Origin of the sequence: Rathayibacter sp. AY1A4 (assembly GCF_002930955.1) — a bacterium.
Taxonomy (GTDB): Bacteria; Actinomycetota; Actinomycetes; order Actinomycetales; family Microbacteriaceae; genus Rathayibacter.
Genome location: NZ_PSTN01000019.1, coordinates 1 through 22,296, shown reverse-complemented (window position 1 = coordinate 22,296; position 22,296 = coordinate 1). Strand labels below are relative to the sequence as shown.

The window sequence follows — 22,296 nt, the reverse complement described above, 5'->3', positions numbered from 1 at the left end:
CGAGGACCTGCGCGAGTCCGGTGTTCAGGACGAGGACGAGGTCGTGCGCGACGCTCAGGACGAGGCCGTGAGCGAGTCCGAGATCCAGGACGAGGACGAGGTCGTGCGCGACGCTGAGGACGAGGTCGTGCGCGGGCCCGACGCCGCGTCGGAGTCGGAGCACGCCGCGCCCGCCGCCGCCGAGCCCGAGGTCGACGACCGCCCGATGATCGAGCGCGTCGAGTCCCTGGTCCGCCGCTGGATCGCGCGCAGCGGCGAGTTCCCGGTCGAGCCCGCCGCCCAGCGGCTCGCGGGCGTGCTCCAGGACCCGAACGGACTCGACTTCACCGTCGGGTTCGTCGACGGCGTCGCCCGGCCCGAGGACCTCTCGGTCGCGGCCGAGAACCTCGCGGCGCTGACCGCGAAGACGCCCGCCTTCCTCCCCTCCTACCTGCGCGCCGCGATCAGCACCGGCGGCGCCGTCGGCCCCGTGCTGCCCTGGGTGGTCGTGCCCGCGGCCCGCCGGGTCCTCCGCCGCCTCGTCGGGCACCTCGTGGTCGACGCCTCGGAGGCGCGTCTCGGCGCGGCCGTCGCCGCGCTGCGCGAGGGCGGCGACCGGCTCAACCTCAACCTCCTCGGCGAGGCCGTGCTCGGCGAGCGCGAGGCCCGCCGCCGCCTCGAGGGGACCCTCCGCCTGCTCGAGCGGCCGGACGTCGACTACGTCAGCGTCAAGGTCTCGAGCGTCATCAGCCAGCTGTCGATGTGGGCCTTCGAGGAGGAGGTCGACCGCGTCGTGGAGCGTCTCACCCCGCTCTACCAGGCCGCCGCGTCCGGAGCCGACCCCACCTTCATCAACCTCGACATGGAGGAGTACCGCGACCTCGATCTGACGGTCGCCGTGTTCCGGCGCCTCCTCGAGCAGCCGGGCATGCTCGACCTCGAGGCGGGCATCGTCCTGCAGGCCTACCTGCCCGACTCCGTCCGCGTGCTCGACGAGCTGACCGAGTGGGCGCAGGAGCGCCGGGCCCGCGGCGGAGCCCCGATCAAGGTGCGCGTCGTGAAGGGCGCGAACCTCGCGATGGAGCGGGTCGATGCGGCCCTGCACGACTGGCCGCTCGCGACCGTCGGCAGCAAGGTGGAGGCCGACACGAACTACAAGCGCCTGTTCGACCGGGCCCTGCGGCCGGAGCGCGTCGACGCGGTGCGCGTGGGCGTCGCCGGGCACAACCTCTTCGACCTCGCCTGGGCGTGGCTCACGGCGACCGAGCGCGGGGTGACCGGCGCGGTCGAGATCGAGATGCTGCTCGGGATGGCGACCGGGCAGGCGCGCGCCGTCCGCGAGGACGTGGGACGCCTCCTCCTCTACACGCCCGTCGTGCACCCGCACGAGTTCGACGTGGCCATCTCGTACCTCATCCGCCGGCTCGAGGAGAACAGCAGCCCCGAGAACTTCCTGTCGGCCGCGTTCCGCCTCGACGACGAGGAGGTGCTGCAGCGGGAGCTCGGCCGCTTCCGCGCCTCGCTCGAGGCCCTCGACGACTCCGTCCCGCCGCCGAACCGCACGCAGGACCGCCTGCGGGAGTGGTCCTCCGGCTCCGGCCGCCGCCTCGTGCAGGAGCACGCCCGCGCCGGCGAGCGGGCGCAGGACCCGGCCGCCGCGGGCCTGACGCAGGCCGTCCTCGGCCTCAGCCGCGGCTCCGGTGCCGCCGCCGCGACCGCGGGCTTCCACAACGAGCCCGACACCGACCCCGCCCTCCCCGGCAACCGACGCTGGGCGCGCCTGATCACCGAGCGCATCGCCGGGTCGACCATCGGAGCGGGCACGGCCGACGCCGCACGCGTGAGCACCGAGGCGGAGCTCCAGGAGGTGCTGCGCACGGTGTCCCGCCGCGCGGAGCGCTGGGGCGAGCGCCTGGGCTACGACCGAGCGGCCGTGCTCGACCGCGCCGGCCTCGTCCTCGCCGCGAACCGCGACCGCCTGATCGAGGTGATGGCCTCCGAGACCGGCAAGACGATCGCCGAGGCCGACCCCGAGGTCTCCGAGGCCATCGACTTCGCCCACTACTACGCCACCCGCGCCCGCGAGCTCGACGCCGTCACCGGGGCCACCTTCGTCCCCGCGCGGGTCACCGTCGTCGCTCCGCCGTGGAACTTCCCGGTCGCCATCCCGGCCGGATCGATCCTCGCGGCGCTCGCCGCCGGCTCCGGAGTCGTGGTGAAGCCGGCGCCCCAGGCCCGCCGCTCGGCGGCTGTGCTCGTCGAGGCGCTCTGGGACGCGGGCATCCCGCAGGAGCTCCTCGCCCTGGTCGACCTCGACGAGGAGGAGCTGGGACGGGCGCTGATCACCGACCCCCTCGTGGACCGCGTGCTGCTCACCGGCTCCTACGAGACCGCCCGCCTCTTCCGCTCCTGGCGGCCCGGCCTCGCACTGCAGGCCGAGACCAGCGGCAAGAACGCGATCATCGTCACTCCCCACGCCGACTACGACCTCGCCGTCGCCGACATCGTCCGCAGCGCCTTCGGGCACGCCGGCCAGAAGTGCTCCGCCGCCTCCCTGGTGATCCTGGTCGGCTCGGTCGCCCGCTCCAAGCGCTTCCGCGCCCAGCTGGTCGACGCCGTCACGTCGCTCCGCGTCGGCCGGCCCGACGACCCGTCGGCGGTGATGGGGCCGCTCATCGAGGAGCCCACCGGCAAGCTCCTGCACGCGCTCACCACGCTGGGCGGAGGCGAGTCGTGGCTCGTCGAGCCGCAGCGCCTCGACGAGAGCGGCACGCTCTGGTCGCCCGGGATCCGCGAGGGCGTCACCGAGGACAGCTACGTCCACCTCACCGAGTTCTTCGGCCCGGTGCTCGGGATCATGCACGCGGCGACCCTCGAGGACGCCGTCCGGATGCAGAACGGCACCGAGTACGGGCTCACGGCCGGGCTCCACTCCCTCCACGCCGACGAGCTCGCCCTCTGGATCGACTCGGTCGAGGCGGGCAACCTCTACGTCAACCGGGGCATCACCGGAGCGATCGTCCGGCGCCAGCCCTTCGGCGGATGGAAGCGCTCGTCCGTCGGCGGCGGCGCGAAGGCGGGCGGACCCAACCACCTCATCGGCCTCGGCTCCTGGAAGCCCTCGCCCGCGCGCTCCTCCTCGACGCTGCACCTGCGCGGCCTCGACGACCGCGCGCGCCAGTTCATCGAGGCGGCCCAGTCCTCGCTCCGGTTCGAGCAGTTCGACCTGCTCCGCCGCTCCGCACTCTCCGACCAGCTCGCCTGGGCGACCGAGTTCGGAGTCGTCACCGACATCTCGAAGGTCGGCGTCGAGCGCAACCTGTTCCGCTACCTCCGCGTGCCGATCGCGCTGCGCCTGGCCGACGGCGGCGACCTCGGAGAGCTCCTCCGCGTCATCGCCGCCGGCCTGCTGACCCGCTCCCGGATGGACATCTCCACGTCCCTCCCGCTCCCGCCGCGGGTTCAGGAGATGCTCGGCGGCGACGAGCTCGCCGAGATGGCGGGCCTCGTCCCACGCATCGTCGTCGAGACCGACGCCCAGTGGCTCGAGCGCGCCGCGGCCGGCCGCATCACGGCCCCGCGCATCCGCATCATCGGCGACATCGTCTCCGACCGCGTCGACGGTTACGCGGGCCCGCAGGCCCCCGGCAGCCCGACGCACGGACAGCAGGCCGTGGTCCGCCGATCGTCCGACTCGACCGGCTCCTTCACCGACGTCGTCGCCGGCATGACCCGCGGCAGCACAGGCAAGCCGGTCCCGCTCACCCGCGCCGACGGATCCCGCGTCCCCCTCGCGACCGCCCTCGCCGAAGCCCTCGGCGGCGCCCTCGACACCGCCGTCTACGCCGACCCGGTCACCCCCGCCGGCCGCGTCGAACTGCTGCCCTTCCTCCGCGAGCAGGCGATCTCGATCACGAACCACCGCTTCGGCAACCCGATCGATCTGAGCGACGACGTGCTGTAGTCGATTCCACGCCCGTCCCTGACGGGCGTGGCGCGGTCGGCTTCTCGACGGGGGGCGTTCTGAGGAGCGGGGGGCGTTCGGCTACAGCGATCCGCTGGTACGCGGATCGCTGGTTCGCCTCGGGGGCGGTGCTTGCGGGGATGGTGTGGATCGAGTGTGGCGCGGTCGGCTTCGCGACGGGGTGCGGTCTGAGGAGCGGGTGCGTACGGCTGCAGCGATCCGCTCGCATGCGGATCGCTGGTTCGCCTCGGGGGCGGTGCTCGCGACGATGGTGGGATCAGGCTGGCGCGGGTCGGCCTCCCGACGGAGCCCCGGGACGCGGCTCGACGAGGCGCGGGGGACTTACTTGTCGCGGCAAGTAGTGGGTAGGGTGGGGGGATGAGTGCGCCCGAGACACGCTGGCTGACGCCCGATCAGCTCGACGCCTGGCTGCGCTTCATCGCGGTCGTGGAACTGCTGCCGGGCGCCCTCGACACGCAGCTGCAGCGCGACGCGGGGCTCACGCACTTCGAGTACCTGACGCTGGCGATGCTGTCCGAGGCGCCCGACCGCGCCCTCCGGATGACCACGCTCGCCGCCCGCACCAACGCGACCCTGCCCCGGCTCTCGCACGTGGTGACCCGCCTCGTCGCCCGCGGCTACCTCGAGCGCCGCCCCTGCGCCTCCGACGGCCGCGCCACGAACGCGGTACTCACCGACGCCGGCCTCCAGAAGATCGTCGACACGGCGCCCGGTCACGTCGCGACCGTGCTGGCCGACGTCATCGATCCGCTCGACGCCGAGCAGATCCCGCAGCTGGCCGACATCATGTCGCGCATGCTCGCCCGGCTCGACCCCGAGGGCAGGATGACGGTCGACGCCGTGCGCTCCTCGCTCGGAGACCCCGACACCCGCTCCTGCTGAGCGCACCGACCCCTCGCTCCCGGGGCGGACCGGCCTCGGCCGCGGCCGGATCCGTGCACAGGAACTCCCGGACAGGCCCGTCAGGGTCCTCGAAGCCGCGCGCCCACAGGGAGCCGAGGTCCTGCACCGCGACCGGCTCGGCGCCGCCGGAGGCCGGCCCGTTCCCGAGCACCTCGCCCACCTCCTCCCGGCTGCCGACGCTCACCGCGAAGAGGCCCTGCACCCGGGAGCGCGCGTCGACGATCTCCTTCGACCTGGAGGTCGAGAAGGAGGGGTGCGGGAGGAGCATCGCGGACACGTGCTCGGAGGCGACGGAGCTGGCGGCGTCGTCGCTGAACAGCGGACTCAGGGCTGAACAGAGGATCCAGGGTCCGGCCGAGCGCCGGGGAGAACGCCCTCGAGCGCTCCGGATCCGTGAACGGGACGTCGACGAGGATCGAGTCGACGGCCCTCCGCGTCAGTACAGCGATCGGCCGCGCGACACGCGGGAGTCCGTGCCATCATCGCCTCGTGCAGTTCACCACGACGCTCTTCCGGATCGGCAACAACACCGGCATCGAGGTGCCGCCCGAGGTCCTCGAGGCACTCGGCGGCGGCAAGCGTCCCGCCGTCGCGGTGACGGTGAACGGCTACCGCTTCACCAGCACGGTCGGAGCAATGGGCGGACGCGCGCTCATCCCGTTCTCGGCCGAGAAGCGCCGCGAGACGCAGCTCGCCGGCGGTGACGCGATCGACGTCGTGATCGAGCTCGACACCGCGCCGCGCGAGGTCGTCGTGCCGGAGGACCTGGCGTCCGCGCTGGCCTCGGCGGGCGCTGCGGAGCGCTTCGCCGCGCTCTCGCCCAGCGCGCGGAAGGCCCACGTCACGTCGGTCGAGGGCGCGAAGGCCGCCGAGACGAGGGCGCGCCGCGTCGCCTCGATCGTCGCGGCGCTCGCCGGCTGACGGGCGCGCCACGGTCCGTGACGCGACCTCCCCGCCGGATAGGCTGCCTCCGGCGCCCCACGGCGGAGCGCCCTGGAAGCGGAGTCGGGGGACTTGATGGGTGCGGTTCGGCGTTGGGTGTTCCCGATCGTGTGGATGGTCATCATCGGAGCGGCGAGCATCGCCCTGGTGAAGATCGCGTTCTTCCCGGACGGCGCGGCCGAGGCCGATCCGACGCAGCCGACCGGTGAGATCACCGAGCCGACCGTCACGGTCGCCCGCGGCACGGTCACCAACGACCTCACCCTCCAGGGCACCGTCGCCGCCGACCCCGCCGTGCCGCTGAAGGCGACGGCGGCCGGAACGGTCGACGACGTCTACGTGCAGCAGGGCGCGGCCGTCGCGTCGGGCGATCTCATCTACGATATCCGCGTCGAGACTCCGCGCGACCCGGTCGAGACGACCGGCCCGGACGGCGCCGTCACCCTCACCCAGCAGGAGCCCTCCGTGCGCTTCGAGCGGGTCTACGCCGCGACCGGCGGCACCCTCAGCGCGCTCGGCGTCATCCACGACCAGGCCGTCACGGTCGGCGAGGTGACCGGACAGGTCGCGCCGCCGAGCTACGCCGTCACCGGCACGATCGACGCGCAGCAGCTCTACCGCATCCAGAACCGGCCGACGGAGGCGCAGGTCGCGATCACCGGCGGGCCCGCGGGCTTCACCTGCACCGACCTCACCATCAGCACCCCTCTCGCCGGAGCCGGCGAGGGCGGCACGACCGGCGGAGCGACGGACGGCGGCGGCGGTGGAACCTCTACCGGCGCCTCCGGCACGAGCTTCACCTGCCAGGTGCCGACGGAGGTCACCGTGTTCCCCGGGCTCGCCGCCTCGGTGACGCTCGCGGGAGGCAAGGCGGAGGACGTCCTCGTCGTGCCGACCACCGCGGTCGAGGGCACCGCCCAGTCCGGCGTCGTGTTCCGCCGGGCGGACGACGGCAGCACCGAGGAGGTCCCGGTGACGCTGGGACTCACCGACGGCAGCTCCGTCGAGATCACCGGCGGAGTGGAGGAGGGCGCCGAGCTCCTGCAGTTCGTGCCGGGCGCGGAGGAGGCTGCTCCCGACGTCCAGCTGGGCGGCGACTGCATCGCGCAGCCCGACGGCTCGGTCTTCTGCTCGTGACGATCCTCCGGCTCGAGGGGATCCGCAAGGTCGTCCCGCTGCCCGATGCGCCGCCGCTGACGATCCTCGACGGCGTCGATCTCGAGGTGGGCGAGGGCGACCACGTCTCGGTCGTGGGGCGCAGCGGCTCCGGCAAGTCGACGCTGCTCAACATCCTCGGACTCATCGACGAGCCGACCGAGGGGCGGATGCTGCTCGAGGGTGCTCCCACCGAGACCCTGTCCTCGCGGGCCCGCGCGCGCATCCGCGGCGGCAGCATCGGCTTCATCTTCCAGCAGTTCAACCTGCTGGAGGGGCGGACCGCCCGCGAGAACGTGATGACGCCGCTGCTCTACGCGACCGGATCGGAGTTCTGGCGCCGCCGCGACCTCGCGGCCGAGATGCTGGAGCGGGTCGGCCTCGGGCACCGCGTGGACTCGATGCCCGGGCGCATGTCGGGCGGCGAGCAGCAGCGGATCGCGATCGCCCGCGCCCTGGTGCGCCGACCGCGGCTGATCCTCGCCGACGAGCCGACGGGAGCCCTCGACACCGACACCGGCGAGAGCGTGATGGGCCTGCTCGACGAGATCGCCCGCGAGTCCGGCTCCGCGCTGGTCACCATCACCCACGACCCGGCCATCGCGGCGCGGGCCGAGCGCCACTACCGGCTCGACCACGGCCGACTGGGCTCGACCGCGGATGCGGGCCCCGTCGCCGAGGCGGTGGTCGTCTGATGCGCGTGCTCGTCGGGATCGCCGGCGCGATCGTCGAGGCGTGGACCGAGCTGCGGATCCACCGCGGCCGCGTGCTGCTCTCGCTGATCGGAGTCGCGGTGGCCGTCGCCGCCCTGACCGCGGTCGTCGCCGCCGGCGGCATCGCCCGCCAGGCCAGCATCGAGCAGGCCGAGCGCTCCAGCGGGCGCCCGGCGAGCCTCTTCCTCTCCGCCTACACCTCCGGCACCGGCACCGCCGAGGTGGATGCCGACGCACTCCAGGCCGCGTGGACCGGTGCGCTGGAGCGGTACTCCATCACCTACGCGAGCCGCTCGACCTACGGCAGCGCGCGCGTCCAGTTCGCCGACGGCGCCGTCGACGTCGCGGTGCAGGCGGTCGACCAGCCCTTCGCCGAGATGCACCGGCTGAAGATCGTGGACGGCTCCTGGTTCACCGCCCGCGACTCCCAGCGCCTCGCTCCCGCACTCGTCGTCAACGAGCGCTTCTGGGAGCGGATCGGGAGCCCGGATCTGCGCACCCACCCGGTGGTCACCCTGCTCGGCTCCGAGCGCGACGTCACGGGCGTGGTGGTCGGCGTGACTCCCTCCTCGCAGTTCGAGACGGATCCGTCGATGATGATGCTCGCGGACGCCTACCCGGCGGTCGCCCGCGACGCCGACCCGCAGTTCGGCGGGCAGGGCGTGCCGAACTACGAGATGTGGGTGCCGCTCGACCTGGCCGAGCCCCTCGCCGCAGCGGTGGAGCGCGACGTGGCCGGCGCCCTGGGATCCGACTTCGAGGTGTCGGTCGACCGGCAGGACTACCTGGTCTACGACTCCGACCCCTTCGGCGTGCTGACCTGGGTGATCGGCGGCGTGGCGGGCCTGGTGCTGGCGCTCGGCGCGCTCGGACTGCTCAACATCGCCCTGGTCACCGTCCGGCAGCGGATCCGCGAGATCGGCATCCGGCGCAGCTTCGGCGCCTCCTCCGGCCGCATCTTCTTCTCGATCATGATGGAGAGCGTCGTGGCGACCGTCGTCGCGGGAGTGGTCGGCGTGACGATCGCGGTCATCCTCGTCACGAACCCCTGGACTGTGGCCTTCGTGCAGGACAACGGGATCGCCGACATCCCGCCTTTCCCGGCCGAGGCGGCGCTGCTCGGGCTCGGGGCGGCGACCCTCGTCGGCGCGCTCGCGGGCCTGGTGCCGGCGATCGTCGCCGTGCGGGTGAAGGTGATCGACGCGATCCGCTACTGAGGCCCGCCGAGGGTGACGACGAGCTCGTCGCCCTCGAGCGCGGCGTGCGCGTCGGAGTAGTGCGCGATCCGGGGCAGCCCCCGGGTGCTCGCACTCTCGTGGCTCCCGACGACGATCACGCGCATGCCGGCGTCCAGACCCGCCCGGATGCCGGCCTCGGCGTCCTCGAACACCAGCGCGTCCTCGGGGGAGACGCCGAGCAGGGCCGCGGCGGCGAGGTAGCCGTCGGGAGCAGGCTTGCCGTTCGCGACGTCGTGGGCGGTGACGACGGTGTCGGGGGAGGGGACGCCCGCCGCGGCCAGACGGGCGGCCGCCAGTGCCGGGCTCGCGGACGTGACCAGGGCGACGCGCTCGCGGGGGAGTGAGGCGAGGAACGCCGTCGCGCCGGGGATCTCGACGGTGCCCTCGGTGTGCTCGAGCTCGTATGCGTCGAGCTCCGCGACGATCGCGTCGACGTCGCTGCCGGCCGGAGCGAAGCGGCGGACGCTGTCGGCGGCGCGGACACCGTGAACGGCGCCGAGCACCGCGTCGTGGTCGAGAGCGAAGCGCTCGGCGAAGGCGCCCCAGATGGTCTCCACGACGGCCGTCGAGTCGACGAGCGTCCCGTCCATATCGAAGAGGGCGGCGCGGGCTCGGAGGAGGTGGGGCATGCGTCCATCCTGGCGGTCGGCGGCCTCCGGCGCCTGCCGGTGCGGACAGCGCTCGGACAGCGCGCGATCAGCCCGCCCTCAGGCCATGCATCGTGTCGCGGCGCTACGGTGGTCCGAGATCGCGGGCAGACGCCCGGAGGGGAGTGGAGGACGCCATGACGGACGACAACGGAACCGGCACGGACCAGGGCGCGAGCACGGGCGGCGAGGCCTCCGGACCCCGCGCCGGGTGGTACCCGGACCCGGCGGGCTCGTCCCGTCAGCGCTGGTGGGACGGGACCGGCTGGACGGAGTCGCTCCGCGACGCGCCGGCGGCCACTCCCACCGCCCCGGCCGGGAGCGGGTCGGCGCAGGCCGTCGCGACTCCCGTTCCGCCGACCGCACCGACTCCGCCCGCGCCGCCCGCCGAGCGTCCCGCCTACGGGGAGACGTCGAGCGGAGCGGCGACGAGCTACGGGCAGTCGGCCTCGGGTCGGTATCCGCAGCAGCCGTCGTCCGCCGACCCGCAGCAGAGCTACGGGCAGGGCTACGGCCAGCAGGGCGCCGGTCAGCAGCCGCAGCCGCAGCAGCCCTCCGGCCAGCAGCAGCCGCAGCAGGGCTACGGCCAGCAGGCTCCCCAGCAGTACGGCCAGCAGGTGTACGGCCAGCAGCCCTACGGCCAGCAGCAGCAACAGCCTTACGGCCAGCAGCAGCCGCAGTACCCGGCCTACGCCGCGGCTCCCGGAGCACCCGTGCAGCAGCGCGACACGAGCATCGTCACGTCCACCCCGTGGATCTGGGTGGTGGTCCTCCTGCCGCTGCTCTCGGCGCTGTCGATCTTCCTCCTCCCGCCGAGCGCGATCGTCGACTCGTCGATGGCCTCGACCTACGGGCCGAGCTCCTCGATGGGGATGTCGACCGCCTACCTCGTCGGCCTCGGCGTGCTCCAGGTCGTCGGCTTCCTGATCTACGCGGCGGAGGTCGTCTTCGCCTTCCTCGACTGGCGCCAGCTGAAGCGAGCCGGCCTGCAGCGTCCGTTCCACTGGGCGTGGGCCTTCCTCGCCGCTCCCTACGTCTACGTGATCGGCCGCAGCGTGGTCGTGAAGCGCGTGACCGGCGGCGGACTCCTCCCGCTCTGGGTCTTCCTCGGCGTCGTGGTCGTGTCGTTCCTCATCGCGATCGGCTGGACGGTGTCGCTCTTCTCCCTGATGACGCAGGCCTTCGCTCCCGCGGGCTTCTGAACCCGTGCGCGCAGCCGATCTCGTCCTGACCGGCGGCGCCGTCTTCACCGCCGACGCCGTGCGCTCCCGAGCGCACGGCGTCGCTGTCGTCGGAGGGCGGATCGTCGCGGTCGGCGCCGACGCCTCCGACCTGATCGGGCCGCGCACCGAGGTGGTCGACCTCGAGGGCCGGATGCTCGTCCCCGGCTTCCAGGACGCCCACGTGCACCCGGTCTGGGGCGGCGCCGCGCTGCTGCGCTGCTGGCTCGGAGCGGGAGGGTCGCCCGCCGAGCACCTGGCGACGGTCGCCGAGTACGCGGCTCGGGAGAGCGGAGCGGAGTGGATCCTCGGCGGCGGGTGGAACCTGCCCGACTTCCCCGGAGGCACCCCGACCGCCCGCGAGCTCGACACGGTCGTCCCTGACCGGCCCGCCTTCCTCACCAACGCCGACGGGCACGGTGCCTGGGTCAACTCCGCCGCACTGCGCCTCGCGGGGATCGACCGCACGACGCCGGACCCCGCCGACGGCCGCATCGAGCGCCTGGCCGACGGGACCCCCTCCGGCACCCTGCACGAGGGGGCGATGGACGCGGTCCGCCGCCACCTCCCGCCCGCGAGCGCGGACGAGCTCCACCGGGCGCTGCTCCTCGGGCAGGAGACCCTGCACTCGTTCGGAGTGACGGCGTGGCAGGACGCGATCATCGGCTCCTACGGCGATGTGGGCGACCCCGGTCCGGTGTACCGCCGCGCGGCGCTGAGCGGCGAGCTGACCGGGCGCGTCCGCGGTGCGCTGTGGTGGGACCGAGGCCGCGGCGTCGAGCAGATCCCGGAGCTCGTCGAGCGGCGCGCGGCGCTCGCCGCCGACCGCTTCGCGCCGACGACCGTCAAGATCATGCAGGACGGGGTCGCCGAGAACTTCACGGCGGCGATGCTCGAGCCCTACCTCGACGGGCACGGCGGCCACGGTCACGGCGACGGCCTCTCGATGGTCGACCCGCGCCTCCTGAACGAGGCCGTGCCGCTCCTGGACGCGGCCGGGTTCCAGGTGCACTTCCACGCGATCGGCGATCGTGCCGTACGCGAGTGCCTGGACGCGGTCGAGCGGGCGATCCAGGCGAACGGGCGCCGCGGCAACCGCCACCACCTCGCCCACCTGCAGGTCGTGCATCCGGACGACCTGCCGCGCTTCCGTGCGCTCGACGTCGCGGCCAACCTGCAGATGCTGTGGGCCTCGCTGGAGCCGCAGATGGTGGAGTTGACGCTGCCGTTCCTCGGTGAGCGGCGCGGCTCGTGGCAGTACCCGTTCGGCGACCTGCTCCGCTCGGGCGCGGTGCTCGCCGCGGGGAGCGACTGGCCGGTGTCGACGCCCGACCCGCTCGCCGCGATCCACGTCGCGGTGAACCGGCTCTCGGCGCCGTGCGAGCGCGAGCCGGGGTGGAGCGAGGAGGTGTTCCTCCCGGAGCAGCGCCTCGACCTCGCCACCGCCCTCTCCGCCTCCACGGCCGGCTCGGCGTGGGTGAACGGCCTGGAGGGCGAGTCGGGCTCGATCGCCGTGGGACTCGCGGCGGACTTCGCCCTGCTGGACCGGGATCCCTTCGCCGGCGACCCCGGCGCGATCGGGGACACCCGGGTGCTGGGCACCTGGATCGGCGGCGAGCGCGTCCACGCCGCAGCGGACGCGCCCACCTGATCCGGGTCGTTCAGGAGGCGGCGCTCAGCAGGTGATCGCTCCGCCGATGATCCCCGCGAGCAGCCCGCCGGTCGCGGAGGCGATCGCGCCGGGACCGGAGATCGCGCCGATCACCCCGCCGGTCGCGGCACCGCTGACGCCGCTCCCGGCGACGCAGTGGCCCCACTCGGGCGAGCTCCAGTCGCTGTTCAGGTGCAGGCCGCCCGCCGCCGAGCGGGACGCCGAGTCCGGGGCGAAGTGGAAGGTGAGCGTGTCGGAGTCGTCGATCGACCAGTGGCCCGACACGGTGCGGCCGCGTCCGACGTCGATCCTCTCCGGGAGTGCGTCGGACGTCTCGGCGCCGTCCGTGAAGCCGACCCCGCCGCCCGCCAGCTCGACGATCCGCGTGCCGTCGGTGACGTCGAAGGTCACCGTCGACGCCGATCCGCCCCGCGCCTCGAGGTGCACCCGGCTGCTCGTCTCCTGCCTCGCCGGCTCGGCGTGCGCGGCCTGCGCTGTGAACAGCGGCACCGCCAGCAGAGCGGCCGCCGCCGCGACCAGTGCCGTGCTCGTCCTCTGTCGTTCCATCGTCGTTCCCTCCCTCGGATTCCGATCCAGGAGGGAGGGCTCAGCGCCGCCGGTCGACGAGGGCGAGGACGACGGACGCCACCGCTGCCGCGACGGCGGCGGTGACCACGACGTCCCACGGATCCTCGGCGCCCACCGCGGTCGCGACGAGGTGCCCGGCCAGGACGCCGACGAACAGAGCCGGCAGCATCAGCCAGATGCGCCGTCTCCGTCGTGCCGCCGTACCGGCCTGTTCCCTGTCGCTCATGCTCGCCCTCCTGGATTCACCATACAGGTATGAAGTACCAGGCGGTCGCGACGCTCGTCGAGGAGGTGGCGCGATCCGTCAGGCCTCGCTGCGCTGGATGAGGCGGGAGAGGACGATCGCGGAGCGCGTGTGGTCGACGTTGGGCGCGATGCGGACCTTCTCGAGGGCGAGCTCGAGGCTGGGGATGTCGCGCGAGCGGATGTGGACGATCGCGTCGGCGGAGCCGGTGACCGTGCCCGCGTCGACGACCTCGGGGACCGCGGAGAGGATGCGGCGGAGCTCGTCCGGAGCGACGGTGCCGCGGCAGAAGAGCTCGACGTAGGCCTCGGTGGCCATGCCGTCGACCGCGGGGTCGACCTTGATCGTGAAGCCGCGGATCACGCCGTCGGCCACGAGGCGGTCGACGCGGCGCTTCACCGCGGAGGCGGAGAGCCCGACCACGCCGCCGATGTCGCCGTAGCCCGCGCGGGAGTTCTGGCGCAGCAGATCGAGGATCTTCCGATCGATGTTGTCCATGCTCCGAGGATAGGCGCGGCCGGAGCGGCGCCTGGACGGCAGCAGAGTGCCACTGGAGATTCGTGACGCCCGGCTATATAGTTGCTCTCGGTCAATAGTTGATCGCAGTCAACTAGAACCGCCGCCGTGCTGAAGAGGAGCCCATGTCACACCCCGAACACCGCGCCGCATCGCGCGGAACCACCGCGCCGCACGCCCCCGCCGGGCCGGACGGCGCCATGTCGCACCGCCAGGTGCTCGAATCGCTCAGCGGCCTGCTGCTGGGCATGTTCGTCTCGATCCTCGCGGGCACGGTCGTGTCGACCTCGCTGCCCCGGATCATCTCCGACCTCAAGGGCGACCAGAACGCCTACACCTGGGTCGTCACCGCGACCCTGCTCGCGACCACGGTCTCCACTCCGCTCTGGGGCAAGTTCGCCGACCTGTTCAACCGCAAGCTGCTGATCCAGCTCGCCCTCGGCCTGTTCGTCATCGGCTCCGCTCTGGCCGGCTTCTCGCAGGACACGAACATGCTGATCGTCTTCCGCGTGTTCCAGGGCCTGGGCGCCGGCGGACTCGCCGCGCTGAGCCAGATCATCATGGCCGACATCATCAGCCCCCGTGAGCGCGGCAAGTACGCCGGCCTCTTCGGCGGCGTGATGGCGATCGGCACCGTCGGCGGCCCGCTCCTGGGCGGCGTCGTGACCGACGCGTTCGGCTGGCGCTGGAACTTCTTCATCGCGATGCCCGTCGCGATCGTCGCGATCGTCCTCCTCCAGATGACCCTCCGCCTCCCCGCGCACCCGAAGCGCAAGGTGCGGATCGACTACCTCGGCGCCGTGCTCATCGCGGGCGGAGTCTCGCTCCTGCTGATCTGGGTCTCCCTCGCCGGCAAGGACTTCGACTGGGCCTCGTGGGAGACCGCGGTCATGGTCGGCGGTGCCGTCGTGCTGCTGATCGCCGCCGTGATCACCGAGCTCACCGTGGCTGAGCCGATCATCCCGATGGGGATGTTCAAGAACCGCACCTTCAGCCTCGCCGTCGTGGCGAGCATCTCGGTCGGCGTCTCGATGTTCGGCGTCGCCGTCTTCCTCGCGCAGTACATGCAGCTGGCCCGCGGAGCCACGCCGACCCAGTCGGGCCTGCTCACCATCCCGATGATGGCCGGCCTGCTGATCGCGTCGACGATCTTCGGCGGGATCATCTCCCGCACCGGCAAGTGGAAGGCGATCATGATCAGCGGCGGCGTGCTCGCCGTGATCGGAACCTCCCTCCTCAGCACCCTCCGCTACGACACGGACCTGGTCCTCGTCGGGATCTACATGGCCGTCCTCGGCGCCGGCCTGGGCATGCTGATGCAGAACCTCGTCCTGGTGGTGCAGAACTCGATCGAGGTGAAGAACCTCGGCGTCGCGACCAGCGCGGTCACGTTCTTCCGCAGCCTCGGCGGCACCGTCGGAGTCTCGGTCCTGGGCTCGATGCTCGGCACCGTGATCGCCGACCGCATCAAGACCGGCATCGCGGGTCTCGCTCCCGCCGACCAGGCTCTCGCCGCGCAGGCGCTGGGCAGCGGCACGATCCCGCAGCCGGCGACCCTGCCCGACGCCGTGCGCGTCGTGGTCGAGAGCGCCTACGGGATCGGCGTGGGCGACGTGTTCCTCTACAGCATCCCGCTCGCCGTGGTCACGCTGATCGCCGTCGTCCTCCTGCCCAACGTGAGTCTCGGCTCGAAGAACGCGGTGCAGCTCAAGGCGGAGCCGACCACTCCGCTGCAGGCCGCGGAGGACGCCCTCATCGCCGCCTCGGACGGCCAGGCGGCGCTCCGCCCCGTCGGCCAGGCCCGGCGGACGGACGACGCGACGCACGCCCGGGAGGGTCGCGAGGCCACTCCCGCCGGACACGGCCGCCACGCCGACGAGGAGCGGCAGGAGGAGCCGGTCGGGCACGCCCGGCACGCCGCTCCCACCGGCTCGGTCGACGTGATCGAGCGCTCCTGATGCCCGCCGCCGCGCCCTCGGCCGAGGCGCTGCACGAGGTCGAGGAGCAGATCACCGTGCTCGCCGTCCAGGTGCGCCTCGCCGTCCGGGACGCGGCGGCGTCGATCGACCCGGCGCTGCCGCCCTTCGGACTGCGGCTGCTGCGGATCCTCGAGCGCTGCGGTCCGGTCCACTCCGGAGCCGCGGCGGAGCGGCTCGGGGTCGACCGCAGCGCGATCAGCCGCCAGGCCCGCCAGCTCGCCGAGCTGGGCCTGGTCGAGATGACCTCCGATCCCGCCGACGGCCGAGCGCGGTTCCTCTCGCTCAGCTCGGCCGGATGCGAGCGGATGCGCGACCTCGGCGGCCGTCAGCGGCAGCGGATGCAGGAGGCGCTGAGCGCCTGGCCCGAGGAGGACCTGCGCGCGTTCGCGGGATATCTGGAGCGGCTGACCGCGGCGGAGTGAGCCGCGTGATCTGAACGAGTGGCGCGGACCGACGGGGTCCGCGCCACTTCTGCGTGCCGCCGGACGCGGCGCGGGCGCGCTGACCGCGTGCCGTCTCGCGCCACCCGGTGCCGACGCCGTCGTGGTCGTTCTACATTTCCTGAGATGTTCTCACTCAGGAGGCGATGACCCTGTTCTCTTTCAACCATGCAGCAGCGGCGGAGCTGGTCCGCGCCTCGGACGAGGCGGCGGAGGCGCTCGCCTCCCAGGGGCTGCTGAGGTCCGTCGCTGCCGAGTACGCGCTGGGCGAGTTCCGCGGCGCGTACGCCGAGCTGTTCCGCCGGGTCTGCGTCTGCGACAGGGAGAATCGCGGTCGGCTGAGCGCCGAGCTGCACGAGCTCGCCGACACGGTTCGGCTCGTGGCACGGAAGGCCGAGGAGGAGCGTCGGCGCCGGGAGGAGTACGCGGCCTGGGAGCGGCGGGCGGACGAGCGCGAGCAGCAGCGCCGCCTCGATCCGGTCGCGGCCCTCGCGGCGGGCGTCGACGAGGTCGTCGACCGGCCGCCGTCCGATCGGCCGGTCGTGCCTCCGCCGATCCGTGCGCTGTTCTCCCCCCGGTCGGTGCCCCGCACGTCCCCGGGCGGCTCCGCCGCGGGAGGCACGACCTCCGCCGACCCCGAGCGTCTCGACGTCTTCGTCTCACAGACCCGGCAGGCGGACGAGGCTATGCGCTCCCGGCTCCAGGATCTGATGGCCGCCTGGGGAGCCTTCGGCAACCGCTGCTCGTGGGCGCCGGTCGAGTCCTTCTCGGTGCTCCGGGGCTTCCGCGAGCTGCTGTCGATCGGTGCGGCCGACGCGACCTGGGTCGAGCAGATCTCCCTGGCCTTCACCGCCGCCGGGGGAGCGGCGCTCTCCGTTCCCGTCCTCGACGCCGTCGGCACCCTGGCGCGGCCCCGGGGCGGCCGGAGCCTGCTCGACTCCCTCGCGGCGCTCTCGTCCGACGATCTCGCGACACTCCTCGCCGCGTCGCCCGATCTCGCGGCCCGCCTCGGGCGACTGGCTCCGACCCTCGTGAACGACTGGTGGCGGAGCCTCGACTCCACGGACGGCGCGCGCTTCTCGCCGCAGCAGGAGGCGCTGGTCGCCGGTCTGCCCGGGGTGATCGGGAATCTGGAGGGTGTTCCCTACCGCGCCCGGGTGAGGGCGAACGAGAGGGCGCTGAGGGCGCGGATCGCGGCGCTGAGGAGCGAGGCGGCGGGCCTGCGCGGGAAGGCGGGCGACAGGGAGCGACTCGCGGCGGTGGAGTCGCAGCTGGTGGCGCTGAGGGACGTGCGGGCATCGCTCCGGCGCGGTCTCGGTCAGGACCCGCGCTTCCTCATCTCCCTGACCGCCGACGAGCCTCCGCTCGCCGCCGTCTCGATCGGCGATCCCGACACCGCCACGAACGTCACCTACGCCGTCCCCGGGATGGGACAGACGACGGAGAGCATGACCCGATGGACGAAGGCGTCGCAGAATCTGCAGTCGCTCCTCCCGCCCGGCAGCGCCGTCATCTCCTGGATCGGCTACGAGACCCCGCCGATGGCGCGGCTCGGCGGGAACGGCATGGACGTCCTCACCTCGAACCAGGCGGTCGCCGGCGGCGCCGCACTCGCCTCGGCTGTCCAGGGGCTCTCCGCGGTCCGGGGCGACGACCTGCCGAAGCCGAACGTCGTCGCCCACTCCTACGGCAGCACCGTCATGGCCGTCGCCGCCTCGCGCTCGGACGTCGAGCTCGGGGTCGTCGTGACGCTGGGCTCGGCCGGCCTCCCGGACAGCGTCGACGAGGCGAGCGACCTGCACGCGGAATCCGTCTTCGCGGGGCAGGCGCGGGACAAGTACCTCGGCGAGACCGAGAGCGGCGACGAGGCCGCGTGGATGGGCCGCGCCTTCAGCTGGAACCACCACACGGATCCCGCTGACGAGGACTTCGGCGCGCGCGTCTTCGGTGTGGAGACCGGAGGCGACGCCGGGAGGATCGTGACGGATCACGCTTCACTGAAGAGCGACGACGGCGATCTCGCGGGGTATCTCGACAAGAACACCGAGTCCTTGCAGAACGCGGCGTGGGCCGTCTCCCGGCGACTCGACCGGCTGACCGAGAACCGGCCGCTCGGACCGACCGCCTTCCAGAAGGCGGTCGTGGGAGCCTCCCATGGCGGGTAGAGGCTCTCCTCAGCGGACGGGCGTCACGCTGACGGTCGCGGCTCTGCTGGTGATGTCGATGACCGCATGTGCAACGGAGAAGGAGGCGAGACCGGTGAGCACGATGAGTCCTCGGGAGGGTCGGGACCGGGTGGTGGGGTTCGTGCGGGACTCCGCGGGGCGGCTCGATGTGGAGGGGTGGTGGCCGCGGAGTGGCGCGGCCAGGCCCGATGTGTGCGGCCCCGGCGACCGGGTGAGCGGTGCGAGCTACAGCTACGACTGGTGGGCCCCGGCGGGCACCGATGTCGAGGGGGATGCGCGGAAGGTCGCGGACTACTGGGAGTCGCTGGGGATGACGGTGAGAGTGACCGATTCGACTCCGCGCCCGACGGTCTACGGGCAGGGCGGACCGGTGCTCCGGGCGAGCTTCGTCACCGGCGCCGTCGAGGAGATGTACATGATCGGGGCGGAGATGCCGTGCGCGCCCGGCGATTTCGAATCACTCCTCCTCGAGGACGAGGCTCAGCGCGCGGCGGGCGCGGTCCTTCCGGGTGATGAAGGGGTCGTCCCGAAGCCGGATCCGTGGGACCTCCCACTCCCCTCCGATCCGTCGGGTTCCGGCTCGGAGGGATGAGCCGCCCCGTCCACCGCGTCCGGATCGGAGATGCCGACGTCGCTTCCGTTGCCGGGGGAGGGGTCGGCCTCAGCGCGGTGCGCCCACCAGCTGCGCGACGTGCACGACGAAGGCGCGGCGGCGGTCGCGCGTCTCCTCCCCGCCCCGGGAGGCGAAGGGGGTGAGGTGCCAGATCTCGCAGAGGCCGAGGAGGGCGATGAAGAGGTCGTCGGCGGACCAGCTCGCGTTGACGACGCCGGTGCGCTGCCACTCGAGGACCCGGGCCTCGGGGGCGGGGACCCCGCCGAGCTGCTCGCCGGCCTCCTCCCAGACGCCGGCTCCCTCCAGGCGCGCCCACGTGAGCAGGCGCAGGAACTCCGGGTGCTCCCACACATGGTCGAACATGCGGCCCGCGAGGTCGGGGAGGTCCGCCGCCTCGGCGAGGAGCGTCTCGTCGAGAGCGCCGAGCGCCTCGACGACGGTCGCGACGAACAGGCCGCGCTTGCCGCCGTAGTAGGCGTAGAGCCGCTCCTTGTTCAGACCCGCGGCCGCGGCCACACGGTCGACCCGGGCGCCCGCGAAGCCGTGGGCGGCGAACTCGACGGAGGCCGCGCGGAGGATCCGCTCGCGCGCGGGCAGCGCCGCATCGGATGTCGGCTCCATGGTTCACCTCCGGGCGCTCGAACGATACACTCTTCTTCGCCCAACCAACTGGTTGGGGTAGTTCGGCCCCGATGACGCGGCTCGGATCCGGACCCGCCGGTCCCGCTCCGCTCCGTGTGAAAGGCCGCCATGCCCTCCCCGTCCGCTCCCTCCTCCGCCCGCCGCTGGTGGGTGCTCGTGATCCTCGCGCTCACGCAGCTCGTCGTCGTGCTCGACGGCACCATCGTCACGATCGCCCTCCCCGCCGCGCAGGCCGACCTCGGCCTCACCGACGTCGAGCGCCAGTGGGTCGTCACCGCCTACGCCCTCGCGTTCGGCGCGCTCCTGCTCCTGGGCGGCCGCATCGCCGACTACACCGGCCGCAAGCGCACCTACCTGATCGGCATGATCGGCTTCGGCGCCGCCTCCGCCTGGGGCGGCCTCGCCACCTCGGGCACCGAGCTGATCGCCGCCCGCGGGCTGCAGGGCGCCTTCGCCGCGCTGCTCGCTCCGGCCGCTCTGGCCCTCCTCACCGTCTCCTTCCCCTCCGGCCGCGAGCGGGGCACGGCCTTCGCCGTCTTCGGAGCGGTCGCCGGAGCGGGCGCCGCCGTCGGCCTCGTGCTGGGCGGGCTGCTCACCGAGTTCGCCGACTGGCGCTGGTGCCTCCTCGTCAACGTCCCCGTCGTCGTGGTCGGTGCGATCGCCGGCCAGCTGCTCGTCACCGAGAGCCGCGCGGAGGGGCGCAACCGCTTCGACGTCGCCGGGACGATCACCGTCGCGCTCGGGCTCGCGAGCGTCGTCTACGGCTTCACCCTCGCCGAGCAGGGCTGGCTCCGCGTCGACACCCTCGGCTTCCTCCTCGTCGGCGTGCTGCTGCTGGCCCTCTTCGTGCGGATCCAGGCCCGCTCGGACCACCCGTCGCTGCCGCTGCGCATCGTCGCCGACCGCGTCCGCGGCGGAGCCTTCCTGGTCCAGGCGATCGTCGGCAGCGTGATGATCGGCTCCACCCTCTACCTGACCCTGCACCTGCAGCTGGTCCTGGGCCTGCCGCCGCTCGAGGCGGGCCTGGCCAATCTGCCGATGACGGTGACGATCATGATCGTCGCCGGAGTCGCCGCCAAGCTGCTGCCGCGCACCGGCCCGCGCGTGCTGATGATCGTCGGCCCGCTGATCGCGGCAACCGGGCTCCTCTACCTGAGCCGCATCACCCCCGACGGCGGCTACCCCCTCGAGGTGCTGCCCGCGCTGATCCTCCTGGGCGTCGGCATGGCGATGGTCTTCGTGCCGCTGCAGAACCTCGCGCTCACCGGAGTCGCGGCCCACGACGCCGGTGCCGCCGGAGCGACCGCGAACGCCGCCATGCAGATCGGCGGCTCGATCGGGCTGTCGATCTTCACGACCCTCTACGCGGGAGTCGCGGGCGAGCAGCAGTCGCCGGTCGCCTTCGTCGACGGCTACTCCGCGGTCTTCGTCGCGGCCGCGATCGGGCTGGTCGTCGCCTCCGTCGTCGCCGTCGCGATGATCCGGGTGAAGAAGGAGGAGTTCCTCGCCCAGGCTCCGAAGGAGGCCGTCGCCCACCTGGGCTGATCCCGGCCTAGGCTCGGAAGCGCCATGCAGCCACTGACCGAGACCGAGATCCGCGAGTCCTTCGTCAACGCCTCCCGCAAGGAGGTCGCCGATCTCGCGCTGCCGAAGGACTTCGACGCGCTGGACTGGTCGGTCATCGACCACCTCGGCTGGCGCGACCGGAGGATGGGCCGCCGCGCCTACGTCGTCGTGCCGCTGGAGGAGCGCCTCGTCGGGGTCCTGCTCACCCAGGCCGACGCCCTACCGCGCTCGCGGGCGCAGTGCTCGTGGTGCCGCGACGTGCAGCTCCCGAACGACGTCGTCTTCTTCGGGGCGCGGAAGGCCGGAGCGGCCGGGCGGGCGGGGGACTCGCTCGGCACGCTCGTCTGCTCCCGCTTCGAGTGCTCGGTGAACGTGCGGCGGCGCCCGTCGGTGGCCTACATCGGGTTCGACCTCGAGGCGGCGCGGGCGCAGCGGGTCGCGACTCTGCGGGCGCGCACCGAGGGCTTCGCGCGTGAGGTGCTCGGCGAGGCGTGACCGCGCTCAGCGGCGCGTGGACGCTCGCACGTGCATCCGCTCGCCCTGGCGGCCGAAGAGGCTGAGGAACTCGACCTGCTGCTCGTCGGCGCGGCCGAACCAGTGCGGCACCCGGGTGTCGAACTCGGCGGCCTCGCCGGCCGGCAGCACCAGATCGTGCTCGCCGAGCCGCAGGCGGAGCCGCCCGCTCAGCACGTAGAGCCACTCGAAGCCCTCGTGCGCGCGCTGCTCCGCCGGCTCCGTCACCGGCCCGGCCGGGAGCGTGTGCTTGAACGCCTGGAGCGCGCCCGCGTCGCGGCTGAGCGGCTGGATGAGCATGCCGTTCCGGCGCACCGGCCGCCCGTGCACGCGGGGATCCTCCGGCGCGGCGCCGACGAGCTCGTCGAGCGGCGCCCCGAGGGCGCGGGCGATCGGGAGGAGCAGCTCCAGCGTTGCGCGGCGGCCGCCGCTCTCGAGGCGCGAGAGAGTGCTCGCCGAGATGCCGGTCTCGGCCGCGAGGGACGCGAGCGTGCGGTCGCGGCGGGTGCGCAGGCGCCGGAGCCGTGGCCCGACGGCGGCGACGATCTCGTCGTCGGAGGGGGCGGGCGGGGTCTC

At 73.2% G+C, this 22,296-nt stretch carries 20 protein-coding genes; 14 read left to right on the top strand and 6 right to left on the bottom strand.

The window, feature by feature from the left end; all coding sequences use genetic code 11:
- Positions 1–205 precede the first annotated feature (205 nt).
- From C5B92_RS11945 to C5B92_RS11920, 6 genes are all read left to right on the top strand, one after another.
- Positions 206–3,943 carry a proline dehydrogenase family protein gene (locus tag C5B92_RS11945; protein WP_104326922.1) on the top strand — a complete coding sequence of 1,246 codons (3,738 nt, stop codon included), beginning with the start codon at positions 206–208 and terminating at the stop codon, positions 3,941–3,943.
- 378 nt (positions 3,944–4,321) lie between these two features.
- Positions 4,322–4,846: a MarR family winged helix-turn-helix transcriptional regulator gene (locus C5B92_RS11940; protein WP_104233099.1), complete on the top strand. Its 525-nt coding sequence runs from the start codon at positions 4,322–4,324 to the stop codon at positions 4,844–4,846.
- Positions 4,847–5,356: 510 nt separating this feature from the next.
- Complete coding sequence (locus C5B92_RS11935) at positions 5,357–5,788, top strand: YdeI/OmpD-associated family protein (RefSeq protein WP_104350427.1); 432 nt, start codon at positions 5,357–5,359, stop codon at positions 5,786–5,788.
- 135 nt (positions 5,789–5,923) lie between these two features.
- A complete protein-coding gene (locus C5B92_RS11930; RefSeq protein ID WP_146079306.1) occupies positions 5,924–6,946 on the top strand; it encodes an efflux RND transporter periplasmic adaptor subunit in 1,023 nt (340 codons plus the stop codon).
- Positions 6,943–7,659, top strand: coding sequence for an ABC transporter ATP-binding protein (locus C5B92_RS11925; protein WP_104249893.1), 717 nt, complete (start codon positions 6,943–6,945; stop codon positions 7,657–7,659). The genes C5B92_RS11930 and C5B92_RS11925 overlap by 4 nt, the downstream gene beginning before the upstream one ends.
- Complete coding sequence (locus C5B92_RS11920; protein WP_104255330.1) at positions 7,659–8,894, top strand: ABC transporter permease; 1,236 nt, start codon at positions 7,659–7,661, stop codon at positions 8,892–8,894. Before C5B92_RS11925 ends, C5B92_RS11920 begins: the two co-directional genes overlap by 1 nt.
- Here C5B92_RS11920 and C5B92_RS11915 read toward each other — a convergent pair.
- A complete protein-coding gene (locus C5B92_RS11915; RefSeq protein WP_104226157.1) occupies positions 8,888–9,544 on the bottom strand; it encodes an HAD-IA family hydrolase in 657 nt (218 codons plus the stop codon). The genes C5B92_RS11920 and C5B92_RS11915 overlap by 7 nt on opposite strands.
- A 155-nt stretch (positions 9,545–9,699) precedes the next feature.
- Here C5B92_RS11915 and C5B92_RS17540 point away from each other — a divergent pair, with 155 nt between their 5' ends.
- Together C5B92_RS17540 and C5B92_RS11905 are read left to right on the top strand one after the other, a co-directional pair.
- A complete protein-coding gene (locus C5B92_RS17540; RefSeq protein WP_219814350.1) occupies positions 9,700–10,764 on the top strand; it encodes a DUF2510 domain-containing protein in 1,065 nt (354 codons plus the stop codon).
- Between the two features lie 4 nt (positions 10,765–10,768).
- A complete protein-coding gene (locus C5B92_RS11905; protein ID WP_104255329.1) occupies positions 10,769–12,433 on the top strand; it encodes an amidohydrolase in 1,665 nt (554 codons plus the stop codon).
- 24 nt (positions 12,434–12,457) lie between these two features.
- Here C5B92_RS11905 and C5B92_RS11900 read toward each other — a convergent pair whose 3' ends face one another.
- The 3 genes from C5B92_RS11900 to C5B92_RS11895 all read right to left on the bottom strand — a co-directional run bounded on the left by C5B92_RS11900 (position 12,458) and on the right by C5B92_RS11895 (position 13,763).
- Positions 12,458–13,000, bottom strand: coding sequence for a hypothetical protein (locus tag C5B92_RS11900; protein ID WP_104222856.1), 543 nt, complete (start codon positions 12,998–13,000; stop codon positions 12,458–12,460).
- 40 nt (positions 13,001–13,040) lie between these two features.
- The gene (locus C5B92_RS16935) at positions 13,041–13,247 is read right to left on the bottom strand and encodes a hypothetical protein (RefSeq protein ID WP_146076614.1); all 207 of its coding nucleotides are present in this window, start codon (positions 13,245–13,247) and stop codon (positions 13,041–13,043) included.
- A 78-nt stretch (positions 13,248–13,325) separates the two neighbouring features.
- The gene (locus C5B92_RS11895; protein ID WP_104222855.1) at positions 13,326–13,763 is read right to left on the bottom strand and encodes an Lrp/AsnC family transcriptional regulator; all 438 of its coding nucleotides are present in this window, start codon (positions 13,761–13,763) and stop codon (positions 13,326–13,328) included.
- A 218-nt stretch (positions 13,764–13,981) separates the two neighbouring features.
- On the opposite strand from C5B92_RS11895, the gene C5B92_RS11890 reads away from it, so the two are divergent.
- From C5B92_RS11890 to C5B92_RS11875, 4 genes are all read left to right on the top strand, one after another.
- The gene (locus C5B92_RS11890) at positions 13,982–15,739 is read left to right on the top strand and encodes an MDR family MFS transporter (protein ID WP_104255328.1); all 1,758 of its coding nucleotides are present in this window, start codon (positions 13,982–13,984) and stop codon (positions 15,737–15,739) included.
- Positions 15,739–16,182, top strand: a complete 444-nt coding sequence (locus tag C5B92_RS11885) for a MarR family winged helix-turn-helix transcriptional regulator (RefSeq protein WP_104237641.1) — start codon at positions 15,739–15,741, stop codon at positions 16,180–16,182. Before C5B92_RS11890 ends, C5B92_RS11885 begins: the two co-directional genes overlap by 1 nt.
- 164 nt (positions 16,183–16,346) lie before the next feature.
- Positions 16,347–18,365: an alpha/beta hydrolase gene (locus tag C5B92_RS11880; RefSeq protein WP_104326911.1), complete on the top strand. Its 2,019-nt coding sequence runs from the start codon at positions 16,347–16,349 to the stop codon at positions 18,363–18,365.
- A 94-nt stretch (positions 18,366–18,459) separates the two neighbouring features.
- Positions 18,460–18,978 (top strand): hypothetical protein, encoded by a 519-nt coding sequence (locus C5B92_RS11875; protein WP_104255326.1) that lies wholly within the window; start codon positions 18,460–18,462, stop codon positions 18,976–18,978.
- 69 nt (positions 18,979–19,047) lie between these two features.
- Here C5B92_RS11875 and C5B92_RS11870 read toward each other — a convergent pair whose 3' ends face one another.
- The gene (locus C5B92_RS11870) at positions 19,048–19,620 is read right to left on the bottom strand and encodes a TetR family transcriptional regulator (protein WP_104255325.1); all 573 of its coding nucleotides are present in this window, start codon (positions 19,618–19,620) and stop codon (positions 19,048–19,050) included.
- Positions 19,621–19,749: 129 nt separating this feature from the next.
- Here C5B92_RS11870 and C5B92_RS11865 point away from each other — a divergent pair, with 129 nt between their 5' ends.
- On the top strand, positions 19,750–21,186 hold the full coding sequence (locus C5B92_RS11865; RefSeq protein WP_104350426.1) for an MFS transporter: 1,437 nt from the start codon (positions 19,750–19,752) through the stop codon (positions 21,184–21,186).
- A 24-nt stretch (positions 21,187–21,210) separates the two neighbouring features.
- Positions 21,211–21,702, top strand: coding sequence for an FBP domain-containing protein (locus C5B92_RS11860; RefSeq protein WP_104255323.1), 492 nt, complete (start codon positions 21,211–21,213; stop codon positions 21,700–21,702).
- 6 nt (positions 21,703–21,708) lie between these two features.
- On the opposite strand, the gene C5B92_RS11855 is transcribed toward C5B92_RS11860, so the two are convergent.
- Positions 21,709–22,266 carry a helix-turn-helix domain-containing protein gene (locus C5B92_RS11855; RefSeq protein ID WP_104340722.1) on the bottom strand — a complete coding sequence of 186 codons (558 nt, stop codon included), beginning with the start codon at positions 22,264–22,266 and terminating at the stop codon, positions 21,709–21,711.
- Positions 22,267–22,296: the final 30 nt, after the last annotated feature.

Coding starts and splice junctions, on each gene's coding strand:
- C5B92_RS11945 (WP_104326922.1), top strand. CDS start 206: ATGATCGAGCGCGTCGAGTCCCTGGTCCGCCGCTGGATCGCGCGCAGC.
- C5B92_RS11940 (WP_104233099.1), top strand. CDS start 4,322: ATGAGTGCGCCCGAGACACGCTGGCTGACGCCCGATCAGCTCGACGCC.
- C5B92_RS11930 (WP_146079306.1), top strand. CDS start 5,924: ATGGTCATCATCGGAGCGGCGAGCATCGCCCTGGTGAAGATCGCGTTC.
- C5B92_RS11920 (WP_104255330.1), top strand. CDS start 7,659: ATGCGCGTGCTCGTCGGGATCGCCGGCGCGATCGTCGAGGCGTGGACC.
- C5B92_RS11915 (WP_104226157.1), bottom strand. CDS start 9,544: ATGCCCCACCTCCTCCGAGCCCGCGCCGCCCTCTTCGATATGGACGGG.
- C5B92_RS17540 (WP_219814350.1), top strand. CDS start 9,700: ATGACGGACGACAACGGAACCGGCACGGACCAGGGCGCGAGCACGGGC.
- C5B92_RS11900 (WP_104222856.1), bottom strand. CDS start 13,000: ATGGAACGACAGAGGACGAGCACGGCACTGGTCGCGGCGGCGGCCGCT.
- C5B92_RS16935 (WP_146076614.1), bottom strand. CDS start 13,247: ATGAGCGACAGGGAACAGGCCGGTACGGCGGCACGACGGAGACGGCGC.
- C5B92_RS11895 (WP_104222855.1), bottom strand. CDS start 13,763: ATGGACAACATCGATCGGAAGATCCTCGATCTGCTGCGCCAGAACTCC.
- C5B92_RS11890 (WP_104255328.1), top strand. CDS start 13,982: ATGTCGCACCGCCAGGTGCTCGAATCGCTCAGCGGCCTGCTGCTGGGC.
- C5B92_RS11885 (WP_104237641.1), top strand. CDS start 15,739: ATGCCCGCCGCCGCGCCCTCGGCCGAGGCGCTGCACGAGGTCGAGGAG.
- C5B92_RS11880 (WP_104326911.1), top strand. CDS start 16,347: ATGACCCTGTTCTCTTTCAACCATGCAGCAGCGGCGGAGCTGGTCCGC.
- C5B92_RS11870 (WP_104255325.1), bottom strand. CDS start 19,620: ATGGAGCCGACATCCGATGCGGCGCTGCCCGCGCGCGAGCGGATCCTC.
- C5B92_RS11865 (WP_104350426.1), top strand. CDS start 19,750: ATGCCCTCCCCGTCCGCTCCCTCCTCCGCCCGCCGCTGGTGGGTGCTC.
- C5B92_RS11860 (WP_104255323.1), top strand. CDS start 21,211: ATGCAGCCACTGACCGAGACCGAGATCCGCGAGTCCTTCGTCAACGCC.